24 protein-coding genes are annotated in these 26,449 nt (G+C 71.4%); 13 read left to right on the top strand and 11 right to left on the bottom strand.

The features are described 5' to 3' along the window. Positions 1-8 precede the first annotated feature (8 nt). Both JOD63_RS16780 and JOD63_RS16775 read right to left on the bottom strand, forming a co-directional pair. A complete protein-coding gene (locus tag JOD63_RS16780) occupies positions 9-1,610 on the bottom strand; it encodes a glycoside hydrolase family 6 protein (protein WP_045274946.1) in 1,602 nt (533 codons plus the stop codon). A gap of 159 nt (positions 1,611-1,769) precedes the next feature. Continuing rightward, positions 1,770-2,621 (bottom strand): alpha/beta hydrolase, encoded by an 852-nt coding sequence (locus tag JOD63_RS16775; RefSeq protein ID WP_045274945.1) that lies wholly within the window; start codon positions 2,619-2,621, stop codon positions 1,770-1,772. An 85-nt stretch (positions 2,622-2,706) separates the two neighbouring features. On the opposite strand from JOD63_RS16775, the gene JOD63_RS16770 reads away from it, so the two are divergent. Continuing rightward, positions 2,707-3,153, top strand: coding sequence for a MarR family winged helix-turn-helix transcriptional regulator (locus JOD63_RS16770; RefSeq protein ID WP_084613412.1), 447 nt, complete (start codon positions 2,707-2,709; stop codon positions 3,151-3,153). Between the two features lie 5 nt (positions 3,154-3,158). After that, positions 3,159-4,493, top strand: a complete 1,335-nt coding sequence (locus JOD63_RS16765) for an MFS transporter (RefSeq protein WP_045274980.1) — start codon at positions 3,159-3,161, stop codon at positions 4,491-4,493. Between the two features lie 8 nt (positions 4,494-4,501). Here the strand turns inward: JOD63_RS16765 and JOD63_RS16760 are convergent, their stop codons facing one another. Then, on the bottom strand, positions 4,502-5,308 hold the full coding sequence (locus JOD63_RS16760) for a phytanoyl-CoA dioxygenase family protein (protein WP_045274943.1): 807 nt from the start codon (positions 5,306-5,308) through the stop codon (positions 4,502-4,504). Between the two features lie 55 nt (positions 5,309-5,363). Between JOD63_RS16760 and JOD63_RS16755 the strand changes: the two genes are divergently transcribed. Further along, positions 5,364-6,197, top strand: coding sequence for a helix-turn-helix domain-containing protein (locus JOD63_RS16755; protein WP_052682438.1), 834 nt, complete (start codon positions 5,364-5,366; stop codon positions 6,195-6,197). Between the two features lie 40 nt (positions 6,198-6,237). Here the strand turns inward: JOD63_RS16755 and JOD63_RS16750 are convergent, their stop codons facing one another. From JOD63_RS16750 to JOD63_RS16740, 3 genes are read right to left on the bottom strand one after another with little or no spacing between them, the layout of a single operon-like run. After that, on the bottom strand, positions 6,238-7,164 hold the full coding sequence (locus tag JOD63_RS16750) for an LLM class flavin-dependent oxidoreductase (protein WP_245617950.1): 927 nt from the start codon (positions 7,162-7,164) through the stop codon (positions 6,238-6,240). A 47-nt stretch (positions 7,165-7,211) separates the two neighbouring features. Beyond that, positions 7,212-8,465, bottom strand: a complete 1,254-nt coding sequence (locus JOD63_RS16745) for an FAD-binding protein (protein WP_052682436.1) — start codon at positions 8,463-8,465, stop codon at positions 7,212-7,214. A 2-nt stretch (positions 8,466-8,467) separates the two neighbouring features. After that, positions 8,468-9,361: an aldo/keto reductase gene (locus JOD63_RS16740; protein WP_045274941.1), complete on the bottom strand. Its 894-nt coding sequence runs from the start codon at positions 9,359-9,361 to the stop codon at positions 8,468-8,470. Between the two features lie 176 nt (positions 9,362-9,537). Between JOD63_RS16740 and JOD63_RS16735 the strand changes: the two genes are divergently transcribed. Both JOD63_RS16735 and JOD63_RS16730 read left to right on the top strand, forming a co-directional pair. Beyond that, positions 9,538-10,362, top strand: coding sequence for a sugar phosphate isomerase/epimerase family protein (locus JOD63_RS16735; protein WP_045274940.1), 825 nt, complete (start codon positions 9,538-9,540; stop codon positions 10,360-10,362). Next, on the top strand, positions 10,359-11,483 hold the full coding sequence (locus tag JOD63_RS16730; RefSeq protein WP_045274939.1) for a Gfo/Idh/MocA family protein: 1,125 nt from the start codon (positions 10,359-10,361) through the stop codon (positions 11,481-11,483). The genes JOD63_RS16735 and JOD63_RS16730 overlap by 4 nt, the downstream gene beginning before the upstream one ends. Before the next feature lie 50 nt (positions 11,484-11,533). Here JOD63_RS16730 and JOD63_RS16725 read toward each other — a convergent pair whose 3' ends face one another. Continuing rightward, on the bottom strand, positions 11,534-12,145 hold the full coding sequence (locus tag JOD63_RS16725; protein WP_045274938.1) for a TetR/AcrR family transcriptional regulator: 612 nt from the start codon (positions 12,143-12,145) through the stop codon (positions 11,534-11,536). A 120-nt stretch (positions 12,146-12,265) separates the two neighbouring features. Further along, positions 12,266-13,273, bottom strand: coding sequence for a LacI family DNA-binding transcriptional regulator (locus JOD63_RS16720; RefSeq protein ID WP_045274937.1), 1,008 nt, complete (start codon positions 13,271-13,273; stop codon positions 12,266-12,268). Positions 13,274-13,371: 98 nt separating this feature from the next. On the opposite strand from JOD63_RS16720, the gene JOD63_RS16715 reads away from it, so the two are divergent. The 7 genes from JOD63_RS16715 (at position 13,372) to JOD63_RS16685 (ending at position 20,984) form a co-directional block, all read left to right on the top strand. After that, positions 13,372-13,767, top strand: coding sequence for an L-rhamnose mutarotase (locus JOD63_RS16715; RefSeq protein ID WP_045274936.1), 396 nt, complete (start codon positions 13,372-13,374; stop codon positions 13,765-13,767). Next, on the top strand, positions 13,764-14,930 hold the full coding sequence (rhaI, locus tag JOD63_RS16710; protein ID WP_045274935.1) for an L-rhamnose isomerase: 1,167 nt from the start codon (positions 13,764-13,766) through the stop codon (positions 14,928-14,930). The genes JOD63_RS16715 and rhaI overlap by 4 nt, the downstream gene beginning before the upstream one ends. 84 nt (positions 14,931-15,014) lie before the next feature. Then, the gene (locus JOD63_RS16705; RefSeq protein WP_211088147.1) at positions 15,015-15,962 is read left to right on the top strand and encodes an alpha/beta hydrolase fold domain-containing protein; all 948 of its coding nucleotides are present in this window, start codon (positions 15,015-15,017) and stop codon (positions 15,960-15,962) included. 134 nt (positions 15,963-16,096) lie between these two features. Then, positions 16,097-18,133, top strand: coding sequence for a bifunctional rhamnulose-1-phosphate aldolase/short-chain dehydrogenase (locus JOD63_RS16700; RefSeq protein ID WP_045274933.1), 2,037 nt, complete (start codon positions 16,097-16,099; stop codon positions 18,131-18,133). Between the two features lie 142 nt (positions 18,134-18,275). Then, positions 18,276-19,709: a rhamnulokinase gene (locus tag JOD63_RS16695; RefSeq protein ID WP_045274932.1), complete on the top strand. Its 1,434-nt coding sequence runs from the start codon at positions 18,276-18,278 to the stop codon at positions 19,707-19,709. Positions 19,710-19,789: 80 nt separating this feature from the next. After that, positions 19,790-20,776, top strand: a complete 987-nt coding sequence (locus tag JOD63_RS16690) for a serine hydrolase domain-containing protein (RefSeq protein ID WP_045274931.1) — start codon at positions 19,790-19,792, stop codon at positions 20,774-20,776. A 40-nt stretch (positions 20,777-20,816) separates the two neighbouring features. Then, positions 20,817-20,984: a hypothetical protein gene (locus JOD63_RS16685; RefSeq protein ID WP_169748389.1), complete on the top strand. Its 168-nt coding sequence runs from the start codon at positions 20,817-20,819 to the stop codon at positions 20,982-20,984. A gap of 48 nt (positions 20,985-21,032) precedes the next feature. Here JOD63_RS16685 and JOD63_RS16680 read toward each other — a convergent pair whose 3' ends face one another. From JOD63_RS16680 to JOD63_RS16670, 3 genes are all read right to left on the bottom strand, one after another. Further along, positions 21,033-21,878 (bottom strand): transglutaminase family protein, encoded by an 846-nt coding sequence (locus JOD63_RS16680; protein WP_045274930.1) that lies wholly within the window; start codon positions 21,876-21,878, stop codon positions 21,033-21,035. Positions 21,879-21,897: 19 nt separating this feature from the next. Beyond that, a complete protein-coding gene (locus tag JOD63_RS16675) occupies positions 21,898-22,830 on the bottom strand; it encodes an alpha-E domain-containing protein (protein ID WP_045274929.1) in 933 nt (310 codons plus the stop codon). Positions 22,831-22,903: 73 nt separating this feature from the next. Then, on the bottom strand, positions 22,904-24,631 hold the full coding sequence (locus JOD63_RS16670; RefSeq protein ID WP_045274928.1) for a circularly permuted type 2 ATP-grasp protein: 1,728 nt from the start codon (positions 24,629-24,631) through the stop codon (positions 22,904-22,906). Positions 24,632-24,782: 151 nt separating this feature from the next. On the opposite strand from JOD63_RS16670, the gene JOD63_RS16665 reads away from it, so the two are divergent. Beyond that, positions 24,783-26,441, top strand: a complete 1,659-nt coding sequence (locus JOD63_RS16665; protein ID WP_084613410.1) for a molybdopterin-dependent oxidoreductase — start codon at positions 24,783-24,785, stop codon at positions 26,439-26,441. Positions 26,442-26,449 lie beyond the last annotated feature (8 nt).

Below are 26,449 nucleotides of genomic sequence, written 5' to 3'. Positions count from 1 at the left end.
CGCAGGCCTCACGAGGTGCAGGCGCCGCCGCCCAGATGGAACTGCCACGGCTCGGTCGCAGCTCCCGTGCCGGTCACGACGAAGGCCGTCGTCTTGCCCGGACGCAGCTTCGACAGCAGTCGAGGGGCCGTGACGGTCACGTCGGCGCCGGTCTGCGTGAACGATGCGCCGACGACCTTCTTCACCTGCTGCGTGTCGTCGAAGGTCCACGACAGCGTCCACGGGTCGAGCGTCGCGGTGCCGGTGTTGCGCACCGTGACCGCGGCGACGAATCCGCGCCCCTTGCCGAGCGCCGTGCCGTGGACGTCGACCTCGCACGTGAGCGCCGCGAGGGGCGGGGATGCGAGCGAGATGAGCTCGCGCGCCTGCTCGACGAACCACTGACCGGCGGCCGGATCCTCGATGCCCCGGGCGGGGTCGAGCGGTCCGTCGGTGCCGCGGTAGCACTTGCCGTCGGACTCGCCCGGCACCTTGATCCACAGGTACGCGTCGACGAGCGGAACGTCGGTGGTGGTGTCGGGGCGCAGACCGAGTCCTCGATCGGGCGGATTGCACCAGTCCTCGTGCACGGTGAACTCGCCCGCGGGGTACTGCCACGGCCCGAGGCCGTTGCGGCTCGTGTCGATCACGAAGCGGGTCGAGGGCTCGACGCCCCCAAGGATCGACGCGTAGCGCGAGTCGACGCCGCTCGTGTTCAGGGCCGGGTCGGCGGCATCCGCGCTCCACTCTCCGTACTGCGACATGGCGACGCCCGACCAGTCCGTCGCCGGACCGCCGTTCCAGTACTGGTTGCCGCACGACCCGAAGTCGCCGGCGTTCACCTGCGTGACATAGGCGATGCACTGCGACACCCACGTGCCGAAGTACGTCGAGTTCGTCGTGAACTGGTAGTTCGAGGCGTTGAGGAAGAAGCCGTCGGCGTTCTGCACGCCGCCCTTGAGGAGCCGGTCGGAGATCTCGCCGACGTTCAGCCAGCTCGCCCCGGTGCCGTCGAGGTACACCGAGGTCGACGCCAGCGCGCCGAGCGCGTCGACCGCGTGGTTCAGCTGTGCGAAACGATCGGATGCCGCGGTCTCGGCGGGCACCTCTGCGGGCTGACACCACTCGGGCACGCCGTCGAGGGTCGTGTAGTGCGGGATGATGCCGAGCCCGTCGGGCTCGAGGATCACGGTGGCGGCACGGTCGCCGATGCCCGCGGCGAAACCGTCGATCCACGCGGCGTAGGCGGCGGTGTCGGCCGCGCCGCCGGCCGAGTACTGCGCGCAGTCGCGGAACGGCAGGTTGTAGGCGACGAGCACCGGCATCGTTCCGCGGGCGGCCGCGGCGGTGACGACCTCGTCGACAGCGGCCTCGACCTCTGCCGGGGTGCCCGTCGTGAACCAGTCGGCCGACGGGATGCTGCCGAGAAGCTGCGCGTCGGCGCGGGCCTGACCGCGCAGCGACTGCGCCGCCTCGAGGGTCGTGCTCACGGGGTTGAGGTACAGCTCCGACCCGGCGAGGCCGGTCTCCTCAGCGGCGGCCGCCGAGGCAGTGAGCGGCACGGCGAGGCCGGCGGCGAGGGCCGCGGCGGCACCGAGCGCCAGTGCGCGGCGACGGGATGGATGGATCATCGGGGGCTCCTTCGGTCTTCGTCGACCACCCGGGCGTCGTCGCCCGAGGAGTGTCCGCACCGCTCGACGTGCGTGGGAGCGCTCTCACGGCGGGTACTGCACACAGGATGGCGCAACCTGCGACAGCCCGTCAATGGGCGGACGCCGCTCCGTCGTGCGTCAGTCGCGCGCGGCGAAGCGCTTGTCGAGCCAGACGAGCAGGTCGCCGCGCACGTCCTCCTGCACGACCTCGTTGAAGATCTCGTGCCGCGCCCCCGGATAGACGAGGGTCGTGACGTCGGTGAAACGCGAGCGGCTGCGGTACGCATCGGCGAGCCGGTGCACGCTGCGCGGACCGCCCACCGAGTCGTCGCGGCCGACCATCAGCAGCATCGGCACGTCGACGCCCAGGTTCTTGCGCGGCCTGCCGATGAGCCGCAGCGTGTTGAGCGGCCCGAACAGCTTCGGCAGTGGCGTGACGGTGGTGAGCGGGTCGTCGAGGAACGCCTGCTGCACCGCCGCATCGGTCGAGAGCCATTCGACGCCGTTCGCGTCGGGGCCCTTCCACTTCTTGTTGAGGTCGCCCGAGTTGAGCGCGCCCGGCCAGCGCAGCGACGAGCCGCTGAGCACCACGGCGTCGTAGCCGTCGGGGTGGTCGTTGACGAGGATCTGGGCGAGGAACGAGCCCCACGAGTGGCCGAGCAGCACCAGCGGAAGATCGGGATGCTCGGCGCGGATCATCTGCGTGAGCAGCCATACCGCCTCCGCAGCGGCCGGGAGTCCCCCGGGCCCGAGCCGCCCGAGCTGCGACGCGTCGCCGCCGTGCTGACGCATGCCGGTGCGTCCGTGGCCGCGGTGGTCGTCGGCGTAGACGATGTAGCCGTCCGCGGTGAGCGCCTCGATCGTGGCGGCGTAGCGGCCGGCGTGCTCGCCGACGCCGTGGAGCAGCTGGACGACCGCGCGCGGGGTGGTCTTCGCGGGGTGGACGTCGTAGACGATCGCGATGCCGTGTGCATCGGTGAACTCGGGCATGCGCAGAGTCTATTGCCGACGGACGCCGCGGCCGAGGCATCCGAGATTCCTTTAGCAAAACTAATAAGCTATGCTAACTAATCGAATGAGCACCGAGAGAACCCCCGAACCAGACGACCTGTCCGCAGCCGCATCGCAGCTGCGGATCTCGACGTTCCGCCTCGCCCGCCGCATGCGCACGCAGCGCGCGGTCGACTCGATGAGCGACGGGCAGTTCGCGGTGCTCGCCGCCCTCTGGGTGCACGGACCCCACACGCTCGGCGAGCTCGCCGAGCGTGAGCGCGTCTCGGCTCCGTCGATGAACCGCACGGTCAACTGCCTGCAGGACTCGGGGTACATCTCGCGCTCGGCCGACGAGAACGACGGCCGCAAGGTCGTGATCGCGCTCACCGACGAAGGCTCCCGTGTGGTCGACGAGACCGCGCGGCGCCGCGACGCCTGGGTCGAGTCCGCGCTCGCCGGCCTCACCGCCAAGGAGCGCGCCACCATGGCCCGCGCCGCCGAGATCATGCAGCGGATGGTGACCCTGTGAGCGCCATGTTCCGCTCGTTCTCGGTGTTCAACTACCGGGTGTGGTTCATCGGCGCGCTGGTGTCGAACGTCGGCGCGTGGATGCAGGCGACCGCGCTCAGCTGGGTCGTGCTCACCGAGCTGACCGACAACGACGCCGGCGCCATGGGCATCACGATGGCGCTGCAGTTCGCCCCGCCGCTCCTGCTCGTCGGGGTGACAGGCTGGGTCGCCGACAGGTTCGAGCGCCGCAAGCTGCTCGTGATCACCCAGGGCCTGCTGATGATCCTCGGCGTGACGATCGGCGTGCTCCTGCTGCTCGGCGTCATGACGCTGCCGCTCATCTACGTGTTCGCCCTCGCGCTGGGCGTGATCGCCGCGTTCGACAACCCCGCCCGGCAGGCCTTCGTCTCCGACCTCGTCTCGCGCGAGGCCGCATCGAACGCGGTCGCGTTGAACGCGGCATCGTTCAACGGGGCCCGCATGATCGGCCCCGCCGTCGCCGGCATCGTGATCGTCGCGGTCGGCACCGGCTGGGTGTTCCTCGTCAACGGCGTCACGTTCCTCGCGATGATCGTCGCGCTGCTGCTCATCCGCACCCACGAGCTGATCCCCCGCGTGAAGGCCCCCGGAGCGTCGCGGCTCGCCGACGGCTTCCGCTACGTGGGCAAGCGCCCCGACCTCATGGTGACCTTCGCGATGGTGTTCATCGTCGGCGCGTTCGGCATGAACTTCCCGATCTTCGCCTCGACCATGGCGATCGAGTTCGGCCAGGATGCCGACGGCTACGGCCTGCTCAGCTCGATCCTCGCGGTGGGCTCGCTCGCCGGCGCCCTGCTCGCCGCCCGGCGCGACCGCGCCCGCATCCGCGTCGTCATCGGCGGCACCGCCCTGTTCGCGGCCGCGGCCACGGTCTCCGCATTCATGCCCACGTATTGGCTCTACGCGATCACGCTGATGTTCACCGGGTTCGCGGTCGTGACCATGCTCACCACCGCCAACGGCTACGTGCAGACCACCACCGACCCGGCCCTGCGGGGGCGCGTGCTGGCGCTGTACATGGCGATCCTCATGGGAGGCACACCCATCGGCGCGCCGATCGTCGGCTGGGTGGCAGACGCATACGGCCCGCGCGCCGCGATCCTGCTCGGCGCCGGCGCCGCGGTGGTCGCCTTCGCGATCGGCGCCACCTGGCTCATCGTGTCGGGGCGCCTCCACCGCCAGGACGAGCGTCGGTTCCTGCTGACGATCGACGAGACCCGGCCGCTGTCGATCGTGCCACCCGAGGAGTTCAGCGAGGAGGTCGCCCTGACGACCCCCATCCGGGTACCGGCCGACGCCGACCCCCGCGAGAGCCGCTGACACCGAGCTCAGTGCGGTGCGCTGGGCGTCCACCCCTCACCGCAGACACCACCCTCATCGGTCAGTGCGATCAGGACCTCCGAGCCGTCCATCGCGAGCAGCGGGCTGTAGAAGCGCGAGATCTCGGTGCTCCCCACTGGCACGTAGTGGAAGATGAGCGAGCGCCGGAATCGGTCCGCCGACCGGTTCGGACCCGACCCGTGCACGGTGCTGCCGTGGAAGAACAGCACATCGCCGGCGGCGAGCTCGGTCTGCTCGGCGGTCATCCCGTCGGGGAGGGTGATCTCGGTGCTCGTGAACGACTCCTCGGGGTCGGCTTCGTCGGGGCACACGATCTCGTAGCGATGCGAGCCGGGCACCACCTTGAGGCCGCCGTTCTCGGCGTCGCAGTCGTCGATCGCGATCCAGGCCGCGATGCAGGTCTCGGGGTGAGCCTGCAGGAAGATGTTGTCCTGGTGCAGCGCCTGTCCGCGCGCGGTCGGCGGCTTGAAGTAGAACATCGACTGCGCCGCGTAGACCGGCCCGACCATGTCCACCACCGGCCCGACGATGCGCGGGTCGAGCATCCACTTCTTCGCCAGGTCCGCGACCGGCAGACCCTCGCGCCGGTGCGGATGGATGAAGCGGGGGTACTGCGCCAGCACGTCATCCGGCGCGAGGTCGTCGGCCGAGCCGATGGAGCGGTCTCGCTCGACCTGATCCGTGAAGACATCGCGGATCTCGGCGACCTCCTCCGCGGTGAGCACTCCGCGCAGCTGCGCGATCCCGGTCTGCTGGTAGTCGGCGGCGTGGCTCGCCAGTACGTCTGTGGTCATGCGTCAACTCTCACCGGCGCACACCTCGGGCGCCATGGCAGAATCGGTCGCAGACATGGAACATCCTGCTGCAGGCGGCGCAACGGGGCACCCTCTCGATATCGAGGGCGCGCCCTCGCAGCGCGTCCTGGCGGGAGAGTTCACGGAGCGACGCGGATACGCGACACTGCGCGAGCGCGGACGATCCGACTGGCTCCTCATCTACACGCTCGCCGGATCAGGCTTCGTGGACGTCGGCGGCGATACCGTCTCGACGGCCGCCGGCGACGCAGTCCTGTTCTCGCCGCGTACGCGCCAGCACTACGGCACGAGCGGTGACAACTGGTCGCTCGCGTACGCCCACTTCCACCCGCGCGCCGCGTGGGCCCCGCTCCTGGAGTGGCCGGGAACCGGCTCCTCCGCCGCGCGGATCAGCGTCGGCACCGCGGCGCGCCCGCGCCTGCTCGAGGCGCTGCGTGCGTGCATCCGTCTCTCGTCAGCCCCGCTCGCCCAGTCCGACATGTTCGCGATGAACTCCCTCGAAGCTGCTCTGCTGTGGCTGGACACGCACCGCAGCGCCGCGCCGCGCCTGGATGAGCGCATCCTGCACGTCGCCGAGCACATCAGCGGCGACCTCGCCGGGGCGCTCGACACGGAGTCGCTGGCGCGCGTCGCTCACCTGTCGGCGTCGCGCCTGTCGCACGTGTTCACCCGGACATTCGGCCTCTCGCCGCAGCAGTACGTCGAGCGCGAGCGCATGACCCGGGCCGACATGTTCCTGCGCACCACCGACCGGGCGATCGCCGACATCGCCCGCGACGTCGGGTTCGATGATCCGCTCTACTTCTCGCGCCGCTTCCGCCGCTGGCACGGGGTGAGCCCGTCGGAGTTCCGCGCCCGGCACGGTTAACCGGCCGAAGCGGGGCCGGCGTCGCGCGCCGTCGCTCCGGTCAGAGCACGCGAGCGAGCGCGTCGAGGGCGGCGAACGGGTCGTCGCCGACGGGGATGAAGACGGATGCGTCGACCCCCGCCGCCGCGAGCTCGTCCAGCCGCGCGCGCACCTGCGCGGGCGTGCCCGCCAGGGCGAGCTGCGCGACCCAATCGGCCGGCAGCACCCGGGCCCACTCCTCGCGCGACGAGTGGGCTGCGCGCAGCCGCGCGAATTCGTCGGCGAACGGGAGCGGACGCAGGTGCGGCTCCCAGTCGGGCTCGCCGATCCATTGCAGGGCCGGCCGCGCGCGGTCGATCGCGACGCCCGGATCGTCGTCGACGCTGCCGACGTTGTACCCGACGACACGGTGCGGGCGACTCGCGGCGATGCTCGCGCGCGCAGCCGCCGCGTACTCGGGGGTGACGGGCTCGGCGAGCACCGTGCCGTCGGCGATCTCTCCCGACAGCTCCAGCGAGCGCGGGCCGCGCACGCCGAGCAGCACGGGCGCGGGCTCGGCGGGGATGCACGCCGCATCGAGGCCCACCCCGTCGACCGATCCGCCGCGCACGAGCGTCTGCAGTGTGTCGACGTGGGCCCGCAGCGCGGCCAGCGGCCGGGCGGGCCAGGCGCCGACGGCGCGCATCCAGTCGGGCATGCCGTGGCCGACGCCGAAGTGGATCCGCCCCGGGAAGAGCTGCGCGAGGGTCGCCGCCTCCATCGCGGCGAACGCCGCCGAGCGTGCGCCGGCGGGAAGGATGCCGATGCCCACGCGGATCCGCTCGGTCACCGCCAGGGCGACCGCCGCCTGGGCCACGCCGCCACGGAACCCGAGGTCTTCGACCACCCACAGTTCGGCGAACCCGAGCTCCTCAGCGCGCCGCACGAACGGCACGACATCGGCGGCGGGCAGGTCTCGGGGCAGCATGACCCCCACGTCGATCGGCACGAGCCGACCTTATCGGGCCGGTGGGTGGTGGTCGCGCCTCAGGCGGCTCAGCGCGCTTCGCGCACGCCGACCCGCACGAGATGATCGTTGACGAACCGGCCGTCGGGGTCGAGCCGCTCGAAGACGGCACGCGCGTCGCCCAGCCGCGGGTGCACCCGCTCCATCGCCACCCGGTCGAACCCGTGCGCCTTGCCCCAGTGCGGCCGCGCCCCGAACGGAGCGAGCGCCGCTTCGATCGCCGGCAGCACGGCGGCGACCTCGTCGGGGCGGTTGAACCACGTGAAGTGGATCGCGAGCGCGTTCTGCCGGTATGCGGGACTCAGCCACAGATCGTCGCCGGCCATCGTGCGCAGCTCAGTGACGAAGAGCAGCGGACGGATGCCGTCGCCCAACGCCCGCACCGCCTCGAGCGCCGCCGGCGCGTCGGCGCGCGACACGAAGTACTCCGACTGGATCTCGTCGCCGAACGAGGGCTCGCCGTCGAGCCGGAAGTGCGGCAGGCGCAGCATCCACGGCCCGGGCACGCCGCCCCGCTCGGTGACATCGACGAGGCCCGGGAGCGGATCGGCGTCGGGGTCGACGCGACCGTCGAGTAGGGTCTCGGCGATGGCGTCGTCGTCGCGGTCGAGCCGCGACTTCACCCACACCACGCCGAGCGTCTCGGGACTCCACGTCGAGAAGACCGACACGCTGTACCCGGCACCGGTGACCGCGTCGAGGTCGGAGAGGGCCGCATCCCACGTCACGCCCGAGTACATGTCCTGGCGCAGCCGGAAGCCCGGCACGATCGCGAGCGTGACCGACACGATCACCCCGAACGCGCCGAGGCCCACGACCAGGGCGTCGAAGTCGGGATCGCCCGCTCGCACCTCGTGCACCTCTGCGTCGGCGCCGACGTAGCGCAGCGCCCGCACCGACGCCGACAGCACGCGGTTGCCGTCGCCCGACCCGTGGGTGCCGGTCGCCGCGGCCCCGGCCACGTTGATGTGCGGCAGGGAGCCCATGTTCGGGAGCGCCCACCCCCGTTCGTGCAGCCAGAGAGCGAGCACCCCGTAGCGGGTGCCGGCGCCGACCGTCACGGTGCGGGCATCCTCGTCGAGGTCGAACACGGGCGCGATGCCGGTGACGTCGATGAGCGTGCCGGTCGTGTCGGGCAGGTCGGTGAACGAGTGCCGGGTGCCGAGCGCGTGCACGGGACCGGGTGCCGTCTCCGCGACCGCACGGCGGACGTCGTCGATCGAGCGGGCTTCGACGATGCGGGGCGCCGCATACGTGTGGGTCCCGGCCCAGTTGCGCGCCACGCTCACCAACCCGCGATCAGCGCATCGACCTCGGGCCAGAGCGCGCTCGGGATCTCGGTGTCGACCAGAGCGTCGAGCGCGGCAAGCCGGGCACGGGTCTTGATGCCGACGACGGTGGAGTCCACCAGCGGCGAGCGCAGCGAGTAGTGCAGCGCGACCGCGGCGAGCGCCACCTCATGGCGCTGCGCGATCGCCTCGAGCTGCTCGACGTGGGCGACCACGTCGGGCGTCGGCGGCCGATAGCCATAGGTCGACGATGTGCCCTTGACGAGGATGCCGCTGCCGAACGGCGCCGCGTTGAAGACGGTGATCCCCCGACGCTTCGCGTCTTCGAACAGCGGCGTGGCCGTCTGCCCGAGCAGCGTGAAGCAGTTGTGGCTGAGCACGGCGTCGAACAGCCCCGTGGCGATGTACTCCTGCATCTCGTCGACGGGGTAGGTCGCGATGCCGATCGCGTCGACGACACCGGCGTCGCGCAGCTCGCGCAGCCCCTCGACCGCACCGCCCGGCCCGGTCGCCTCGGCGACGCTCACGGCGTAGGGGTCGTGAAGGTGCAGCAGCGGCAGACGATCCACTCCCAGCCGCGCCGTGCTCTCCTCGAACGAGCGCAGCACGCGGTCGCGGTCGAACGCCCCGGTGACGGGGTCCACGTCGACCTTCGTGATCACGCGGGATGCCGCATCCGTCGGCGCCTCGGCGAGCGCGAGTCCGAGCACCGCCTCCGATCGTCCGTCGGAGTAGTTGTTCGACGTGTCGACGAAGGCGTGGCGTGACGCGAAGAGCGCGACGGCGTCGGCGACCGCCGCCGCCTCCTCGGCACTTCCGGGCAGGGTGTCGACGCCGAGGCCCGACGTGCCGAGCGTGACCGGACCGAGCGTGAGGGTGGGTGAAGCCATGCGCTGCTGCTTTCTTGTCGCGGGAAGAGAACGGCGAGGGGCCCACGCCGCGGCGTCGGTCCCCACACAGCATGGCGCACTGCATCCTCACGAATAAAACCTCCACCCGGAAGTTTCTTCTGCTAGGCTCCCTCTGCGCCGCCGCAGCCTGCGCGTGCGCGGGAAGGAAGGTCACCGTGGCCCTGCCGATCGCTTCGGTACAGCTCTATACGCTCGCGGAGCAGTTCTCCGCCGACATGTCGGGATCCCTCGACAAGCTCGCGGCCATTGGCCTGCGCAACGTCGAGGCATTCGACTTCGTGCGCCGCCCCGACGAGATCCGCGCCGCCCTCGATGCCGCCGGCCTCGCCTCCCCGACCGGACACGCACCGCTGCTCACCGACGAGCTGTGGACCCCCGACGGCTCGATCCCGACACCCGCGCCCGAGATCGTCTTCGAGGCGGCCGCGAAGATCGGCATCACCACCGTCATCGACCCCTTCGTCGCCAAGGAGCGCTGGCTGACGCTCGAGGGCGTCACCGACATCGCCGAACGCCTCAACGCGCTCGTCGACGTGGCCGCCGGCTTCGGCCTGAGCGTGGGCTATCACAACCATGCGCAGGAGTTCGTGGCATCCTTCGACGGCCAGACCGCCTTCGAGCGGTTCGTCGCCCTCACCGACGCGCGGGTCGCCATCGAGCTCGACCTCTTCTGGGCGCTCACCGGCGGGCAGGACGTGCCCGCTCTCGTCGAGCGTCTCGGCGACCGCCTCATCGCCGCCCACGTCAAGGACGGCATCGCCCCCGCCGTGAACCCGTTCGGACCGGATGCCGAGGAGTTCGGCTCCGCCAGCCTCGACCAGCGTCGCGCCGGCACCGGCGACGTTCCGCTCGCCGAGTCGCTGCGCGCGGCATCGGCCCTCGAGTACGCGATCATCGAGTACGACAACGCCCCGGGCGATGTGTTCGACGACATCGCGGCGAGCCTCGCATTCCTGACCGACGGCGGGTTCGTCCGATGAGCGCGGTCGGAATCGGCATCATCGGTGTCGGCGTCATCAGTGACACCTACCTCGAGAACCTCGCGGCGTTCGCCGACACCGAGGTGCTCATCGTGGGCGACCTCGACCGGGCGCGCGCGCAGGCGCAGGCCGAGAAGCACGGCGTGCCCGCATTCGGCGCCGCATCAGACGTGCTCGCCCACCCCGGCGTCGACCTGGTGGTCAACCTCACGATCCCGGCCGCGCACATCGAGGTGTCGCGCGCAGCGGTCGCCGCGGGCAAGCACGTGTGGACCGAGAAGCCGCTCGGGCTCGACCGCGACGGCGCAGCGCTGCTGCTGCACGAGGCGGATGCCGCGGGCGTGCGCATCGGCTCGGCCCCCGACACCCTGCTCGGCCCCGGCTTCCAGGCCGCGCGGCGCGCGATCGAGGCGGGGGTCATCGGCCGACCGCTGTTCGCGCAGACCGTCTTCCAGACGCAGGGGCCCGACCTGTGGCATCCCAGTCCCGCCTTCCTGTTCGCGCAGGGTGCCGGTCCGCTCCTCGACATGGGGCCGTACTACTTCTCAGCGCTGATCAGCCTGTTCGGCTCGGTCGACCGGGTTGCCGCCGTGGGGTCGAAGGCCCGGGAGCAGCGCGAGATCCACACCGGCCCGAACGCCGGCACTCTGTTCCCTGTCGAGGTGCCCTCGACCATCCAGGTCGTCACCGCATTCGAGTCGGGTCAGAGCGCGCAGAGCCTGCTGAGCTTCGACTCGGCGCTGGAGCGCCACGGCGTCGTCGAGATCCACGGCACCGACGGCACGCTGGTGCTGCCCGACCCCAACCAGTTCGCGGGCCGCATCGCCTACGTCAAGCCGTTGGGCGTGCTGCGCGACGGCATGAAGACCACGCAGGAGTGGATCGAGATCGAACACGCCGACCTCGCCGTGGGTCGCGGCCTCGGCGCGCTCGACATGGTGCGCGCCATCGCCGAGGGCCGTCCGCACGTCGCCTCGGGCGAGCTGGGCTTCCATGTGCTCGACGTGCTGCTGTCGGCGCAGGAGTCTGCCGCGACCGGCGTCACCGTGCCGGTGGCCAGCTCGGTCGCGCCGGTGCCGTTGCTTCCCGAGGGGTTCGACCCCTTCGCTGCGACGCTCTGACGGGGCGATCGACGCCCCGGCCCGACACGCGTCGGCCGGGGCGTCGTCGTTCAGTCTGCCGGTGGGGCGAGCAGCCGGTCGAGCATGGCGAGCGCGGCCTCGTGGTCGACGGTGGGGTCGAGCAGCCATTGGGTCTGCAAGCCGTCGGACGCGGCGATCACCAGCGCCGCCGCGAGCTCGGGTTCGACATCACCGCGCAGCCGACCGGCATCCTGCAGTTCCCGTACGCGCTCGGCCATCTCGGCGCGCAGTCTCGCGAAGCGCGATGCCGCGAACTCCTGCGCAGCGGGGCGATCGTCTTCGAGCGCCGAGGCCACCAGGGTCGAGTACAGCTGCACCATGCCCGGGACCGCCCGGTTCTCCTGCGCGGCGATGCGCATGGACTCTCCCGGAGTCGTATCCGGCGGCGCGACCGGGTTCTCGTCTCCGCGGCGCTCGGACTCGCGGTAGACCGCGACGAGCAGCTCGTCGAGCGACCCGAAGTAGTGGGTGAGGGCGGCATGCGTGACCCCGACCTCTTCGGCGATCGCCCGCAGGCTGGTGCGCCGGGCGCCGCGCTCGGCGAACACCTCGATCGCTCGGTCGAGGATCTCCTGCCGCCGGGCTATGCCCTTCGCGTAGCTCCCCCGCGCGCGGGGCGCGTCGGAGCCGGTCGAAGTCATTCCCGCAGTGTACCGAGGCGCCCGGGAGCGCCGACGGCGGGTCTGGGCGCTGCGCTCCCCCGACGCGGTCACCCACGCCGCGTGGGTGATCCGACACCGCGCGGGGCGATCGCCGCAGAGTCAGCGCGCGGTCGACTCCCGCACCACGAGCTCAGGCTGGAAGCGCACGGCGCGATCGTGCTCGCCGCCGGGCTCGGCGAGCTCCCGCAGCAGCAGATCGACAGCGGTGTAGCCGATCAGGTGGGCGGGCTGGCGGATCGAGCTGAGCGGAACGACGGTCGCAGACGCGAAGTCGATGTCGTCGTAGCCGATGAGGGCGATGTCGTCGGGGACGCGCACATCGGCCATCAGGCTGAAGGCCTGCAGCGCACCCACGGCGAGCAGGTCGTTGGCGGCGAAGACCGCGTCGGGTCGCTCGGCGGCGGGCCGGGCGACGATCCCCTCGCCCGCTGCACGCCCCTGCAGCACGGTGAGCGCCGACATCTCGATGACCTCGAGCACGGCATCCGGATGCTCCGCCACCGCGCGACGCGCACCGTCGAGGCGGTCGCGCACCTGTCTGATCGAGAGCGGGCCCGCGACGAACGCGAGCCGGCGACGCCCGGCGGCGAGCAGGTGTGACGCCGCGAGGTGGCCGCCCTCGACATCGTCGACCGCGATCGACGGGAACGAGCCGTCGTGCACCTCGCGGTCGACGAGGATCACCGGCACCCCGCCGTCGCGCAGCCGCTCGAGTGCGACGAGATCGTCGGTGGTGGGCGAGACGAGCACCCCGTTCACCCGCTGCTCGCGGAAGAGATCGAGGTAGGCGCCCTCACGATCGGGGCGCTCGTCACTGTTGCCGAGCAGCACCGTCATGCCGTCTTCGGCCGCTCGCTCCTCCGCGCCGCGGGCGATGGCCGCGAAGAAGGGGTTGCCGACATCGAGCACGACCAGCCCGATGCTGCGGCTGCGCCCCGCCCGGAGCTGCCGGGCGGCGTCGTTGCGCACGAAGCCGAGCTCGGCGATCGCCGCGTGCACCTTCTCCACGGTGGCCGGCGCGACCTTGTCGGGCCGGTTCAGCACGTTCGAGACGGTGCCGACCGAGACGGATGCCGCCGCCGCGACGTCTTTGACACTGACCGACACGCCTGCACCTCTCTCCAACCGCTCCAGGGTTGCGTGAAACGATACATGCGGGTTAGAGTTTGAAACGATTCATCGCTCAACGATCACAGGAGTCCTCGATGACGAGCACGACCGCACCGACGCGCGTCTGCTTCCAGCTGCTGGTGAAGCCCGAACTCCTCGACGAGTACATCGCCCGCCACACCCCGGTGTGGCCCGAGATGCTCGAAGAGATCGCGGCATCCGGTCGCCGCAACTACTCGCTCTTCCTCGGCGAGGGCGGCAGGCTCATCGGCTACTACGAGACCGACGACGACGAAGCCGCGCAGGCCTACCTCACCGCGTCCGCGGTCGCCGCGAAGTGGGAGGCCGAGATGGGCCGCTTCTTCATCGGGCTCGACGGCCGCCCCGATCAGGCCGCCACCCCCCTCGCCGAGGTGTTCAACCTCGGCGCACAGCTCGACGCGGCACGCGCCGCGACCCCGTCCACCCCCAACGAAAGCACGGCATCATGACGACGTTCTCTCCCGAGATCCTGTCCTCCCTCGAGGGCCAGGGCATCGAGCTCCCCTCCTGGGCGTTCGGCAACTCCGGCACCCGCTTCCGCGTGTGGACGACCGAGGGCACCCCGCGCGACCCGTTCGAGAAGATCGCCGATGCCGCGCAGGTCAACAAGTACACCGCGCTCGCCCCGTCGGTCGCGCTGCACATCCCGTGGGACAAGGTCGACGACTACGCGGCCCTGCGCACGTACGCCGAAGACCTGGGTGTCGCGCTCGGCACGATCAACTCGAACACCTTCCAGGACGAGGACTACAAGTTCGGCGCACTGACCCACCACGACACGCGCATCCGTCAGAAGGCGATCGACCACCACATCGAGTGCATCGACATCATGGATGCCACCGGCTCGCGCGACCTCAAGATCTGGCTCGCCGAGGGCTCGAACTACCCGGGCCAGATGGACATGCGCGGCCGTCAGGACCGCCTGCAGGACTCGCTGCAGCAGATCTACGCACGCCTCGGGGACGAGCAGCGCCTGGTGCTCGAGTACAAGTTCTTCGAGCCGTCGTTCTACCACACCGACGTTCCGGACTGGGGCACCTCGTACGCTCAGGTCGCCTCGCTCGGCGACAAGGCGATGGTCTGCCTCGACACCGGTCACCACGCGCCGGGCACCAACATCGAGTTCATCGTCATGCAGCTGCTGCGCCTCGGGAAGCTCGGCTCGTTCGACTTCAACTCGCGCTTCTACGCCGACGACGACCTCATCGTCGGCGCGGCCGACCCCTTCCAGCTGTTCCGCATCGTGTTCGAGGTGATCCGCGGCGGGGGCCTCAACAACCCCGACGTCGCCTTCATGCTCGACCAGTGCCACAACGTCGAAGACAAGATCCCCGGCCAGATCCGCTCGGTGCTCAACGTGCAGGAGATGACGGCGCGCGCGCTGCTCGTCGACCGCGCCGCCCTCGACGCCGCGCAGCAGGCGAACGACGTGCTCGCCGCGAACGCCGTGTTCATGGACGCGTTCTACACCGACGTGCGCCCGGCGCTGGCCGAGTGGCGCGAGTCGCGCGGCCTCCCGGCCGACCCGATGGCGGCGTACGCGGCATCCGGCTACCAGCAGCAGATCGCGGCAGACCGCGTCGGCGGCACCCAGGCCGGCTGGGGCGCCTGAGCCCCGCCCACAGACCGCCGGGGCGCGGGAAGCCGATCCCCGCGTCCCGGCGACACCACCTCCACCACCACCCTGAGGACACCGATGAGCGAACCGTATTCCGCAGCCGACGGACTCGTGCGCGTCTACCCCGCGCAGTCCCCCGACGGCACCGGCCTCGTCTGGGCGCACGGCGGCGGCTTCGCCGGCGGCGACCTCGACATGCCCGAGTCGGACTGGGTCGCACGGCAGCTCGCCGCGAGCGGCACCACGGTCGTCTCGGTCGACTACCGGCTCGCGCCGGTTCCTGCGGCGTGGGCATCCGCGACCGGCGGCGCGACGCGCGCGGGTCACCACTACCCCGCAGCGTCCGACGACATGCTCACGGCGTGGTCGTGGGTCGTCGACAACGCCGACCGCCTGCGCATCGACCGCACGCGCATCGCGATCGGCGGCACGAGCGCCGGCGGCAACCTCGCAGCCGGGGCCGCCATCCGGCTCATCGAGCGCCGGTTCCCGACGCTTCCCGCGCTCGCGGTGCTCGCCTACCCGACGCTCCTCGCGGTGCAGCCGGCGCCCGGCGCAGACCTGCGCGCAGCGCTCGACGCCAACCCGGGTGCCGACCGCTTCGGCCCTGCCGCCGTCCTCGGCATGTACGAGAACTACCTGGGCGGCTCCGTCGACGGCGCCCCCGCCGGCGCGATCCCGGGCCTGGCGCGCCCCGTCGATCTGGTCGAGTTCCCGGCGACCCTCATGATCAACGGCGACATGGACGAGCTGCGCGTCTCGGGCGAGGCCTTCGCGGCGTCACTGCGCGCCGCCGGCCGCGAGGTCGAGGTCGTCGTCGAGCCCGGAACCGAGCACGGGCACCTCAACCGGCCGCACGAGCCGGCGGCATCCGCATCCATCGCCCGCATCGCCGCACGCCTCGACGCCCTCCTCCCCACCGGCGCCCTCCTCCCCACCGGCGCCCTCCGCGCTGCCGCCGACGCGCCCCTCACCACCTCCACCGCTCCCCTGTCGCCCCCTGCGGACCTCACCCGCAGTTCGTGACCGGCGAACACCCCTCATCCCTGCTCACCTGGCGCGAATCACCGGCACCACCGCAGATCGCGACAGGCGAACGACCGAAACCACACAGCCCCGGGCGCTCCGGCCGGGCCGCACGACTCACCGAAGGAACCGACATGACGAACCCCGCCGTCTCCGACCTGATCTCGCGGTCGAACCGCCTGGGCGCCGACCCGAAGAACACCAACTACGCCGGTGGCAACACGTCTGCCAAGGGCACCGAGACCGACCCGGTCACCGGGCAGCCCGTCGAGCTGCTGTGGGTGAAGGGCTCGGGCGGCGACCTCGGCACGCTCAAGCCCGAGGGTCTCGCCGTGCTGCGCCTCGACCGCATGCGCGCACTCGTCGACGTGTACCCGGGCCTCGAGCGCGAAGACGAGATGGTCGCCGCGTTCGACTACTGCCTGCACGGCAAGGGCGGCGCGGCCCCCTCGATCGACACCGCCATGCACGGCCTCGTCGACGCGAACCACGTCGATCACCTGCACCCCGACGCGGGCATCGCGATCGCGACGGCCGCCGACGGCGAGGAGCTCACCGCGAAGATCTTCGGCGACAAGGTCGTGTGGGTGCCGTGGCGCCGCCCCGGCTTCCAGCTCGGCCTCGACATCGCCGAGATCAAGGCGCAGAATCCGCAGGCCATCGGCTGCATCCTCGGCGGTCACGGCATCACCGCGTGGGGCGACACCTCGGAGGCATCCGAGGCCAACAGCCTCTGGATCATCGAGACCGCTGCCGCCTACATCGAGGCGAACGGCACGGCCGACCCGTTCGGCGCGGAGCGCGCCGGCTACGCCGCACTCCCCGAGGCGGAGCGTCGCGCCAAGGCCGCCGCGCTGGCCGCCACGATCCGCGGCATCGCATCGACCGACAAGCCCATGGTCGGCCACTTCACCGACGCCGCGGTCGTCACCGACTTCCTCGCGTCCGCGAACGCCCCCACCCTCGCCGCACTCGGCACCAGCTGCCCCGACCACTTCCTGCGCACCAAGGTCAAGCCGATGCTGCTCGACCTGCCCGCAGACGCGTCGATCGAGGACTCGATCGCACGCCTGAAGGAGCTGCACACCGAGTACCGCGCCGACTACCAGGCCTACTACGACGCCCACGCCGACGAGAACAGCCCCGCGATCCGCGGCGCCGACCCGCTCATCGTGCTCGTCCCCGGTGTGGGCATGTTCTCGTACGGTGCGAACAAGCAGACCGCCCGCGTCGCCGGCGAGTTCTACGTGAACGCGATCAACGTGATGCGCGGCGCCGAGTCGCTCTCGACCTACGCCCCCATCTCCGACGCCGAGAAGTTCCGCATCGAGTACTGGGCGCTCGAAGAGGCGAAGCTGCAGCGCATGCCGAAGCCCAAGACCCACCAGGGCCGCATCGCGTTCGTGACCGGCGCCGCATCGGGTATCGGCAAGGCCATCGCCACCCGCCTCGCCGCCGAGGGCGCGTGTGTCGTCATCGCCGACCTCGACCTCGAGAAGGCTCAGGCCGCAGCCGCCGAGCTCGGGAACACGGATGTCGCCATCGGCGTCGCCGCGAACGTCGCCGACGCCGACGCCATCCAGGCCGCCCTCGACGCCGCGGTGCTCGCGTTCGGCGGCGTCGACCTGGTGGTCAACAACGCCGGGCTCTCGCTCTCCAAGCCGCTCCTCGAGACCACCGAGAAGGACTGGAACCTGCAGCACGACGTCATGGCGAAGGGCTCGTTCCTCGTCTCGAAGGCCGCGGCGAAGATCCTCATCGAGCAGCAGCTCGGCGGCGACGTGATCTACATCTCGTCGAAGAACTCCGTCTTCGCCGGCCCGAACAACATCGCGTACTCCGCGACGAAGGCCGACCAGGCCCACCAGGTGCGCCTCCTCGCCGTCGAGCTCGGCGAGCACGGCATCCGCGTCAACGGCATCAACCCCGACGGCGTCGTGCGTGGCTCGGGCATCTTCGCCGCCGGCTGGGGCGCCAACCGCGCCGCCACCTACGGCGTCAAGGAAGAGGACCTCGGCCAGTACTACGCCAACCGCACCATCCTCAAGCGCGAGGTCGTGCCCGAGAACGTCGCCGACGCGGTCTTCGTGCTGACGGGGCCCGAGCTCACCCGCACCACCGGCCTGCACATCCCCGTCGACTCCGGCGTGGCCGCGGCGTTCCTGCGATGACCTCCCTCTCCCTCACCCCCTTCCCTCCGAGCCTCCTCTCTCCCACGCGAGCGGGCGTCATCCTCCCGAGCGAGCACGCCGCGCACGAGGCCACAATGCCCGCTCGGGGCCGGAGTGCCCGCTCGCACACGGGGGCGGGGCGATGAGCGGCGGGGCCGTCACCGGCGGGGTCGTCGCGGCGGTCGACCTCGGCGCGACCAGCGGGCGGGTCATGCTCGGGTTCGTCGGTGACGGCGAGCTGCGCCTCGAGCCGGTGGCCCGCTTCCCGAACGGCCCGGTCGAAGGCCCCGACGGCGCCCTGCACTGGGACTTCTCGGCGCTGTACCGGCACGTCGTCGAAGGTCTCCGCGACGCGGTCGCGCGCGAGCGCGGCATCGCGAGCGTGGGCATCGACTCGTGGGCCGTCGACTACGGCCTCGTCTCGGGCGGCGAGGTGCAGGGCGAGCCCTTCCACTACCGCGACGACCGCACGGTGCGCGGTGTGGAGCAGGTGCACGCGGCCGTGCCGTTCGACGAGCTGTACCGGCGCAACGGACTGCAGTTCCTGCCGTTCAACACGCTCTACCAGTTCGTCACCGAGCGCGGGCTCGCCGACGCGGATGCCGCGCTCCTCGTGCCCGACCTCGTCGCCTTCCTCCTCACCGGTGCCGTCGTCGCCGAGCGCACCAACGCCTCCACGACCGGCCTCGTCGACGTGACGAGCGGGCTGTGGGACGTCGAGCTCGCCGAGTCGCTCGGCATCCCGGCATCCGTCCTCGCGCCCCTCGTCGAGCCGGGCGCGCACCTCGGCACGCTCTCGGGCGCCGCACGCGAGCGCATCGGCGCGGCCCTCGACGTGGTCGCGGTCGGCTCGCACGATACGGCCTCGGCCGTCGTCGCGGTGCCGCTGTCGAGCCCGGATGCCGCGTACATCTCGTGCGGAACATGGGGGCTCGTGGGCGTCGAGCTCGACGAGCCGGTGGTCAGCGACGCCGCGCGCGAGGCGAACTTCACCAACGAGGGCGGCGTCGACGGACGCGTGCGCTTCCTCCACAACGTGACCGGCCTGTGGCTCCTGAGCGAAGCGGTGCGCACGTGGGAGGCCGAGGACGGCGCAGCCATCGATCTGCCGGCGCTCCTCGCGGATGCGGCATCCGTCGACGCGGACGTCGCCCTGTTCGATGCCAACGACCCGCGCCTGTCGGCGCCGGGAGACATGCCGGCGCGCATCGCCGCGGTGCTCGAGGAGTCTGGCGCCCCGGTGCCAGCCACGCGCGCCGCCTTCGCACGCACGATCGTCGAGTCGATCGCGCAGGCGTTCGCGGGTGCGGTGGCGACCGCGGGACGCCTGACCGACCGCGACATCGACGTCATCCACATCGTGGGTGGCGGGTCGCTCAACCGGCTGCTGTGCCAGGCCACCGCAGATCGCTCGGGTCTCCCGGTGCTCGCGGGCCCGGTCGAGGCGACCGCGCTCGGCAACGTGCTCGTGCAGGCGCGCGCGCACGGGTGGTACGGTCCCGATGCGACGCTCGAGACGCTGCGCGCCGCGGTGGCGGACGCCTTCCCTCCGGCCCGCTTCACGCCGCGGTCCTGAACCGCGGTCTGAAGCACCCCAGCCCTGACCGACCCGCGCGGGCCCGCCCGACGACCAGACGATCCGACCCCGAGGACGACATGACCGGATACGCCGCAGCCTTCGACTGGGCGCGCACGCGCGTCGATGACGGACGCCTGCCCACGGCGGTGCTCGGCATCGCCACGGCCGACGGGGTCGTCGCGCTCGACGCGTTCGGCAGGGCCGACGGTCGGCCCGCGAAGACGGGCGACCACTTCCGGCTGTTCTCGATCACCAAGCCGCTCGTCGGCATCGCCGCGGCACGGGCGATCGAACGCGGATGCTTCACCCCCGAGACGCCGCTCACGTCGGCGCTCCCGGAGTTCGGCGCAGGTCGCGACGACATCGTGCGGCTGAAGCACCTGGTGAGCCACACTGCGGGCATCTCCGAGCCGCCCCTCGACCCGGCGCCGCCGCTGCGGAACCACCTGCTGTCGGCCGGGCGCGACTTCGTCGCCGGGTCGGCGTCGCGGTACTCCACGATCGCGTACGAGGGCATCGCGGCGATGATCGAGAAGGCGACGGATGCCCCGTGGGATGCCGCGGTCAGCGCCTGGGCGCGCGAGATCGGCGCCGACGGACTGACCCTCGACGAGTCGGCCGACCCGCACGAGGTGCTCGACGCGGGCGCTGCGGGTGTCGACATCGCGACGTTCGTGGCCGGACGCAACCCCGGCGCAGGCCTCCTCGGCCGCGCCGAGGACCTGCTCGCCGTGGGGTCGGCGCTGCTGCGCATCGGGCGCGGAGAGACCGGCGGCATCCTGCATCCGTCGACCCTCGCGATGATGCTCCGGCCCCTCACCGGCGACATCCCGCGCCTCGAGCCCTACATCGCCGCGCGCGGCCAGGACTGGGGCTTCACGTGGAACCTGCGCACCCGCGCGCCCGGCCTCATCGACCACGACGTGTACGGCCACGGCGGCTGGGCGGGCACGGAGTTCTGGGTGCACCCGACCGCCGGGCTCGCCTGGGTGCTGATGACCAACCGCGCGCAGCGCGACATCGACGCCGACCAGCTCAGCAACGCGGTGGTGTCGGGCGCCTGACCCGACGCCCGCGTCACGGGTCGGGCGTACCCTGGGGCGCATGGACCGCGAGCGCGAAGACGAGAACCGGCACGCCCCGACCCCGGACGCATCCGACCCCGACTCCCCCACAGGCGGCGACGAGTCGACCGAGGAACGACTCGACGCCGACAACCCCGTCGAAGAGGACACGCTGAAGGCGCTCGACCCCGACGACAGCCCGGCGTGACGCCTCCGCCGGCGACGGCGGCTCACGAACGCCCGAGCGCCCTCGGTCTCACGCCTCGCGCGTGATGGTGACCTTCACATGCAGGTGGCCCTTGTGGGGACCGCCGTACACGCCGCGCAGCGGCGGCACGTCGTTGTAGTCGCGGCCGCGCCCGACGAGCACGTGCCGATCGCCGATCTCGATGTTGTTGGTGGGGTCGAAGCCCTGCCACTCCCCGGCGAACCACTCCACCCACGCGTGCGACTCGCCGGCGACCGCCTCGCCGACTGCCGCATCGGGCTTCGGGTGCAGATAGCCCGAGACGTACCGCGCCGGGATGCCGACCTCGCGGAGCGCGCCGAGGGTGATGTGCGCCATGTCCTGGCACACGCCCTTGCGGGCCTCCCACGCGTCGACGGCGGTGGAGTGCACTCCGGTGATGCCGTGCATGTACTCGACCGCGTCGCCGATCGCCGTGGCGATAGCGTGGGCGGCGCGACCGGGATGGTCGTGCTCGGCGGCGATGCGGCGGGCGAGGTCGGCGACCTCGGGGTGCGGCTTCGTGCGCGCGGTCTGCGACAGCTGCTCGACGGTCTCGATCGCCCGCGGCGCATCGCGCTCGAGGTCGGCCCACGAGTAGTCCGTGTGGTCGATCGGGCGCGGGCGCACCTCGACGAGCGAGCGGGCCGTGATCATCAGCTTCGTGTGCGCGGAGAGGATGTCGAACGACGCCACCCGCGTGCCGAAATAGTCCACGAACTGGTTCACGCTCGACGACGGCTCGATGTCGAGCGACGCGTTGAGCACGAACTGGTTCTCGGTCGAGCCCGGCAGCATCCGCGCCTCGTTGTACGAGGCCGACACGTCGCCCTGGTAGCTGTACCCGGTCTGGTGCTCGATTCTGAGCCTTTTCATGATTCCTTCTCCTGAAGCCTCATGAGATCTCCCCGATCCAGCTCGGCTCGGCCTGCGTGGGGAAGAACCGCCCACGGATGGCCTCGGACGCCTCGCGCGTCACCTTCTGCACCCGATCCATGTGCAGCGGCAGCTCGCCGAGGATCTCGGAGATCGGGCTGTACTCGAGGTCGTTGCGGATCTGCCCGAGGGCGCGCAGCACGGTGTTCGAGTGCCCGACGCGGTCGTCGCGGGGGTCGATCGCGCGCATGCACTGCTCGGCCTGCTGGATCGAGTAGATGATCGACCGCGGGAACAGGCGGTCGAGCAGCAGGAACTCGGCGGCGTTGCGCGCGCTCGGCATGCCGCGGTACGTGCGCAGGTAGGCCTCGTAGGCGCCGCACGAGCGGAGGATGGTGGTCCACGACGGACCGGATGCCTCGGTCAGCGACCGCGTCGCCAGCATCCGCGCGGTCATGTCGGTGCGCTCGATCGCCCGGCCCAGGGTGAAGAACTGCCAGGACTCGTCGCGACTCGTCGAGGAGTCGACGAGTCCGACGGCGAGCGCCGACCGCTCGCGCACCCACTGGAAGAACTCGTGCACCTTGTCGGTCTGGAGCCTCCGCGGCATCCGGGCGTTCGTGGTGTTGAGGGTCTCCCACAGGTCGGTCGAGACGATCTCGCGTGCCCGCCGGGCGTTCTCGCGCGCGGCCTGCAGGGCGTACGCGATGCTCGACGGGTTGTTGCGGTCGACCGCGAGGCGCGCGAGAACGTCTTCGCGCCGCACCGTGGTGAGACCCTCGGGCGGGAAGGAGCCCATCACGCTCAGAAGCGAGCGGCACGCGGTGTCTTCGTCGATCCACGGGTCTTCGAGGAGGAGCTGCAGATGCACGTCGAGGATGCGGGCGGTGCCGTCGCTGCGCTCGATGTAACGCCCGATCCAGAACAGAGACTCGGCGATGCGACTCAGCATGTCCGGACACCCTTCGTCGCGGGCGGTCGTTGAGCGAGCGAGCGCAGTGAGCGAGTCGAAACGCGGATGCGACTCAGCACGATGCACCTCCGTCGCGGCCGTCGGCCTGCTGTTGCTGCTGCTCCTGCTGCTCCGACAGCGACCGCGGGCGATCCTGCGGCGAGTGGGTCACCTCGGGCTGGTCGTCGTAGACGATCGGGGCCGCCGAGGGCGCCGGGGACTCGTCGGGGTAGACGATCGAGATCGCCGCGGTGGGGGTCGCCTGATCGGCGACGAGACCCGCCAGGCCCGTGCCCTGACCGTACTCGACGTGTCCGGGTGCGGAGCCGCCCACGATCCAGGTGTCCTTCGATCCGCCGCCCTGCGACGAGTTGACGACGAGCTGGCCCTCCGGGAGCGCGACCCGGGTGAGCCCGCCGGGGAGCACCCACACGTCTTCGCCGTCGTTGACGGCGAAGGGCCGGAGGTCGGCGTGACGCGGGCGCAGTCCGTCTTCGACCAGCGTCGGGATGGTCGAGAGCATCACGACCGGCTGCGCGATCCAGCCGCGCGGGTCGGCGATCAGACGCTTGCGCAGCTTCTCGAGTTCGCCGGGCGAGGCATCCGGGCCCACGACCAGTCCCTTGCCGCCCGACCCGTCGACGGGCTTCACGACCAGCTCGGGCAGGCGGTCGAGCACCTCTTCGAGGGCGTTCGGGTCTTCGAGGCGCCAGGTGTCGACGTTCTTGAGGATCGGCTCCTCGGCGAGGTAGTAGCGGATGAGGTCGGGCACGTACGTGTAGAGCAGCTTGTCGTCGGCCACGCCGTTTCCGACCGCGTTCGCGATCGTGACGTTGCCGAGGCGGGCGGCGAGCATGAGGCCCGGCGCCCCGAGCATCGAATCCGCACGGAACTGCAGCGGGTCGAGGAAGTCGTCGTCGACCCGGCGGTAGATCACGTCGACGCGCTTGGGTCCGCGGGTGGTGCGCATGAACACCTTGCCGCCGATGCACAGCAGGTCACGGCCCTCGACGAGCTCGACTCCCATCAGGCGGGCGAGGAGCGTGTGCTCGAAGTACGCCGAGTTGTACACGCCCGGGGTGAGCACGACGACGTTCGGGTCTTCGATGCCCGCGGGAGCCGACGCACGCAGCGCGGCGAGGAGCTTGTTGGGGTAGTCACCCACCGGGCGCACCTGCATCGAGACGAAGAGCTCGGGGAGCGTCTGCGCCATGACGCGGCGGTTCGAGATGACGTACGAGACGCCCGAGGGCACGCGCACGTTGTCTTCGAGCACGCGCATCTCGCCGTGCTCGTCGCGGATGAGGTCGATGCCCGACACCTGGATGCGCACGCCGTTGGCGGAGTGGATCCCGGATGCCTGCCGGTAGAAGTACTGCGACGACGCGATGAGCTGCGCGGGCAGCACGCCGTCGCGCACGCAGTGCTGATGGCCGTACGCGTCGTCGAGGAACGCCTCGAGGGCGAGCACCCGCTGCTTGACGCCGGCCTCGACCCGCGACCACTCGTCGTAGGTGATGATGCGCGGCACGGCGTCGAGTGGGAACGGGCGCTCCTCGCCGGCGAAGTCGAAGGTGACGCCCTGCGCGAGGTAGGAGCTCGCCAGCGAGTCGGTGCGCCCGCGCAGCTCCTCCTGCGTCATCTTCGCGAGGGCCTGGTAGAGCTCCCGGTACGACTCTCGCGATTGCGCCGCGGCTCCCGGATGCGGCGGACTGCCGAACATCTCGTCGAACGCAGGTACACCGGAAGGCGTCTTGCGCGGCGCGAGGATCGAGCCGTATCCGTCGAACAGGTCACCCATGGGGAGAGCCTAGCCCGGGGCATGTTGCCGAGGTGTTTCCGGCACGGGCGCCGGCACCGCCCCGCTGCTCGCGCGGCCCGTCCGGGCATTCGTCATCGATTCGTCACCCGCTTCCGGCCCCGGCCGCCCGACACGGACGTAGGCTCGCCGCATGGGCACACCCCGGGTCGACTCGACGCGGTCGGCGCCGCGCGACGCCGCGCCGCGCAGAACGCCCGCGCTGCTCGCCTGCCTCGCCGGTGTCGCCGCCGTGGTGCTCGGCGTCGGGGTCGGGGAGCTCATCGCCGCCGTGGTCTCCCCGGCATCGAGCCCCGTCGCCGCGATCGGCGGCACGCTCATCGACCTGGCCCCGCCCTGGGCGAAGGACACGGCCATCGCCCTGTTCGGCACCGCTGACAAGATCGCCCTGCTCGCCGGCATCGCCCTCGTGATGCTCGCCCTCGCCGCCCTCGCCGGGTGGGTCGAGGCGCGCCGCCCGCCGTGGGGGCGCGTCATCGTCGCCGCGTTCGGCGTCGTCGGCGCCGTGCTGGCGATGCTGCGGCCCGGAGCGGGCGCGGTGTCGTGGATCCCGTCCGTCGTCGCCGGCGCTGTGGGCGCAGCGGCGCTGTGGGGCCTGGTCCGGATGCTGCGACCCGAGGCATCCGTCACCGAGGCATCCGTCACCGATGTCTCCACCCATCCGGTCCCTGCCTCGGATCCGCAGGAGCGGACGGCGGGCTCCGGACACGACATCCGCCGCCCCGACCGGCGCGCCTTCTTCGCCTGGTCCGGCGCGGCCGTCGCCGCCGGCGTCGTGGCCATCGCGATCACCAACGCGCGCCGCGCCGGAGCCGCCGCGGTCACCGCGGTCCGCAATGCGCTGCGCCTGCCGGCGCCTGCGGTCGCTGCGTCCGCGGTTCCTTCCGGAGCCGAACTCGCCCTGCCAGGTCTCGCCCGCGTCGTCACCCCGAACGACAGCTTCTACCGGATCGACACCGCGCTGATCGTGCCCGAGATCGACCCCGCGGACTGGTCGCTGCGCATCACCGGCATGGTCGAGCGCGACGTCACGATCACGTGGGACGAGCTCCTCGCCCTGCCGCTCGAGGAGAGCTACACCACCCTCGCGTGCGTCTCGAACGAGGTGGGCGGCTCGCTCATCGGCAACGCGAAGTGGCTCGGCTACCCGATCCGCGACCTGCTCGCGCGCGCGGCGCCCACGTCCGAGGCCGACATGGTGCTCTCGCGCTCGATCGACGGGTTCACCGCGTCGACCCCACTCGAGGTGCTCACCTATGACCGGGCCGCGATCCTCGCGGTCGGCATGAACGACGAGCCGCTCCCGCTCGAGCACGGCTTCCCGGTGCGCATGGTCGTGCCCGGGCTGTACGGCTACGTGTCGGCGACGAAGTGGGTGACCGAGTTGAAAGTCACCCGATTCGACGCCGACCAGGCCTACTGGTCGACCCGCGGCTGGTCGGAGCGCGGCCCGATCAAGCTGCAGTCGCGCATCGACGTGCCGCGCCGCGCGCAGGGGCTGAAAGCGGGAGACACCGTGATCGCCGGGGTCGCCTGGCAGCAGCACGTCGGCGTCTCGGGCGTCGAGGTGCAGATCGACGAGGGCGAGTGGATGCCGGCTACCCTGGCCACCGCGATCTCCGATGACACCTGGGTGCAGTGGAGCCTCCCGTGGACCGCCACCGAAGGCGACCACCTCATCCGCTGCCGAGCGACGAGCGCCACGGGCGAGGTGCAGACCGACGCCCGCGCGCATCCCGCACCCGACGGCGCGACCGGCTGGCACGAGCGCTTCATCACGGTCTTCGCCTGACGACCGGC

The organism is Microbacterium terrae, from assembly GCF_017831975.1.
Classification (GTDB): domain Bacteria; phylum Actinomycetota; class Actinomycetes; order Actinomycetales; family Microbacteriaceae; genus Microbacterium; species Microbacterium terrae.
Note: the sequence above shows the minus strand (reverse complement) of the source record. Positions and strands in the feature narration are given on the sequence as shown.

What these genes read in the sequence shown, in the direction of transcription:
- JOD63_RS16780 (WP_045274946.1), bottom strand. Translation starts at nt 1,610, where the DNA reads ATGATCCATCCATCCCGTCGCCGCGCACTGGCGCTCGGTGCCGCCGCG.
- JOD63_RS16775 (WP_045274945.1), bottom strand. Translation starts at nt 2,621, where the DNA reads ATGCCCGAGTTCACCGATGCACACGGCATCGCGATCGTCTACGACGTC.
- JOD63_RS16770 (WP_084613412.1), top strand. Translation starts at nt 2,707, where the DNA reads ATGAGCACCGAGAGAACCCCCGAACCAGACGACCTGTCCGCAGCCGCA.
- JOD63_RS16765 (WP_045274980.1), top strand. Translation starts at nt 3,159, where the DNA reads ATGTTCCGCTCGTTCTCGGTGTTCAACTACCGGGTGTGGTTCATCGGC.
- JOD63_RS16760 (WP_045274943.1), bottom strand. Translation starts at nt 5,308, where the DNA reads ATGACCACAGACGTACTGGCGAGCCACGCCGCCGACTACCAGCAGACC.
- JOD63_RS16755 (WP_052682438.1), top strand. Translation starts at nt 5,364, where the DNA reads ATGGAACATCCTGCTGCAGGCGGCGCAACGGGGCACCCTCTCGATATC.
- JOD63_RS16740 (WP_045274941.1), bottom strand. Translation starts at nt 9,361, where the DNA reads ATGGCTTCACCCACCCTCACGCTCGGTCCGGTCACGCTCGGCACGTCG.
- JOD63_RS16730 (WP_045274939.1), top strand. Translation starts at nt 10,359, where the DNA reads ATGAGCGCGGTCGGAATCGGCATCATCGGTGTCGGCGTCATCAGTGAC.
- JOD63_RS16725 (WP_045274938.1), bottom strand. Translation starts at nt 12,145, where the DNA reads ATGACTTCGACCGGCTCCGACGCGCCCCGCGCGCGGGGGAGCTACGCG.
- JOD63_RS16715 (WP_045274936.1), top strand. Translation starts at nt 13,372, where the DNA reads ATGACGAGCACGACCGCACCGACGCGCGTCTGCTTCCAGCTGCTGGTG.
- rhaI (WP_045274935.1), top strand. Translation starts at nt 13,764, where the DNA reads ATGACGACGTTCTCTCCCGAGATCCTGTCCTCCCTCGAGGGCCAGGGC.
- JOD63_RS16705 (WP_211088147.1), top strand. Translation starts at nt 15,015, where the DNA reads ATGAGCGAACCGTATTCCGCAGCCGACGGACTCGTGCGCGTCTACCCC.
- JOD63_RS16700 (WP_045274933.1), top strand. Translation starts at nt 16,097, where the DNA reads ATGACGAACCCCGCCGTCTCCGACCTGATCTCGCGGTCGAACCGCCTG.
- JOD63_RS16695 (WP_045274932.1), top strand. Translation starts at nt 18,276, where the DNA reads ATGAGCGGCGGGGCCGTCACCGGCGGGGTCGTCGCGGCGGTCGACCTC.
- JOD63_RS16690 (WP_045274931.1), top strand. Translation starts at nt 19,790, where the DNA reads ATGACCGGATACGCCGCAGCCTTCGACTGGGCGCGCACGCGCGTCGAT.
- JOD63_RS16685 (WP_169748389.1), top strand. Translation starts at nt 20,817, where the DNA reads ATGGACCGCGAGCGCGAAGACGAGAACCGGCACGCCCCGACCCCGGAC.
- JOD63_RS16680 (WP_045274930.1), bottom strand. Translation starts at nt 21,878, where the DNA reads ATGAAAAGGCTCAGAATCGAGCACCAGACCGGGTACAGCTACCAGGGC.
- JOD63_RS16675 (WP_045274929.1), bottom strand. Translation starts at nt 22,830, where the DNA reads ATGCTGAGTCGCATCGCCGAGTCTCTGTTCTGGATCGGGCGTTACATC.
- JOD63_RS16670 (WP_045274928.1), bottom strand. Translation starts at nt 24,631, where the DNA reads ATGGGTGACCTGTTCGACGGATACGGCTCGATCCTCGCGCCGCGCAAG.
- JOD63_RS16665 (WP_084613410.1), top strand. Translation starts at nt 24,783, where the DNA reads ATGGGCACACCCCGGGTCGACTCGACGCGGTCGGCGCCGCGCGACGCC.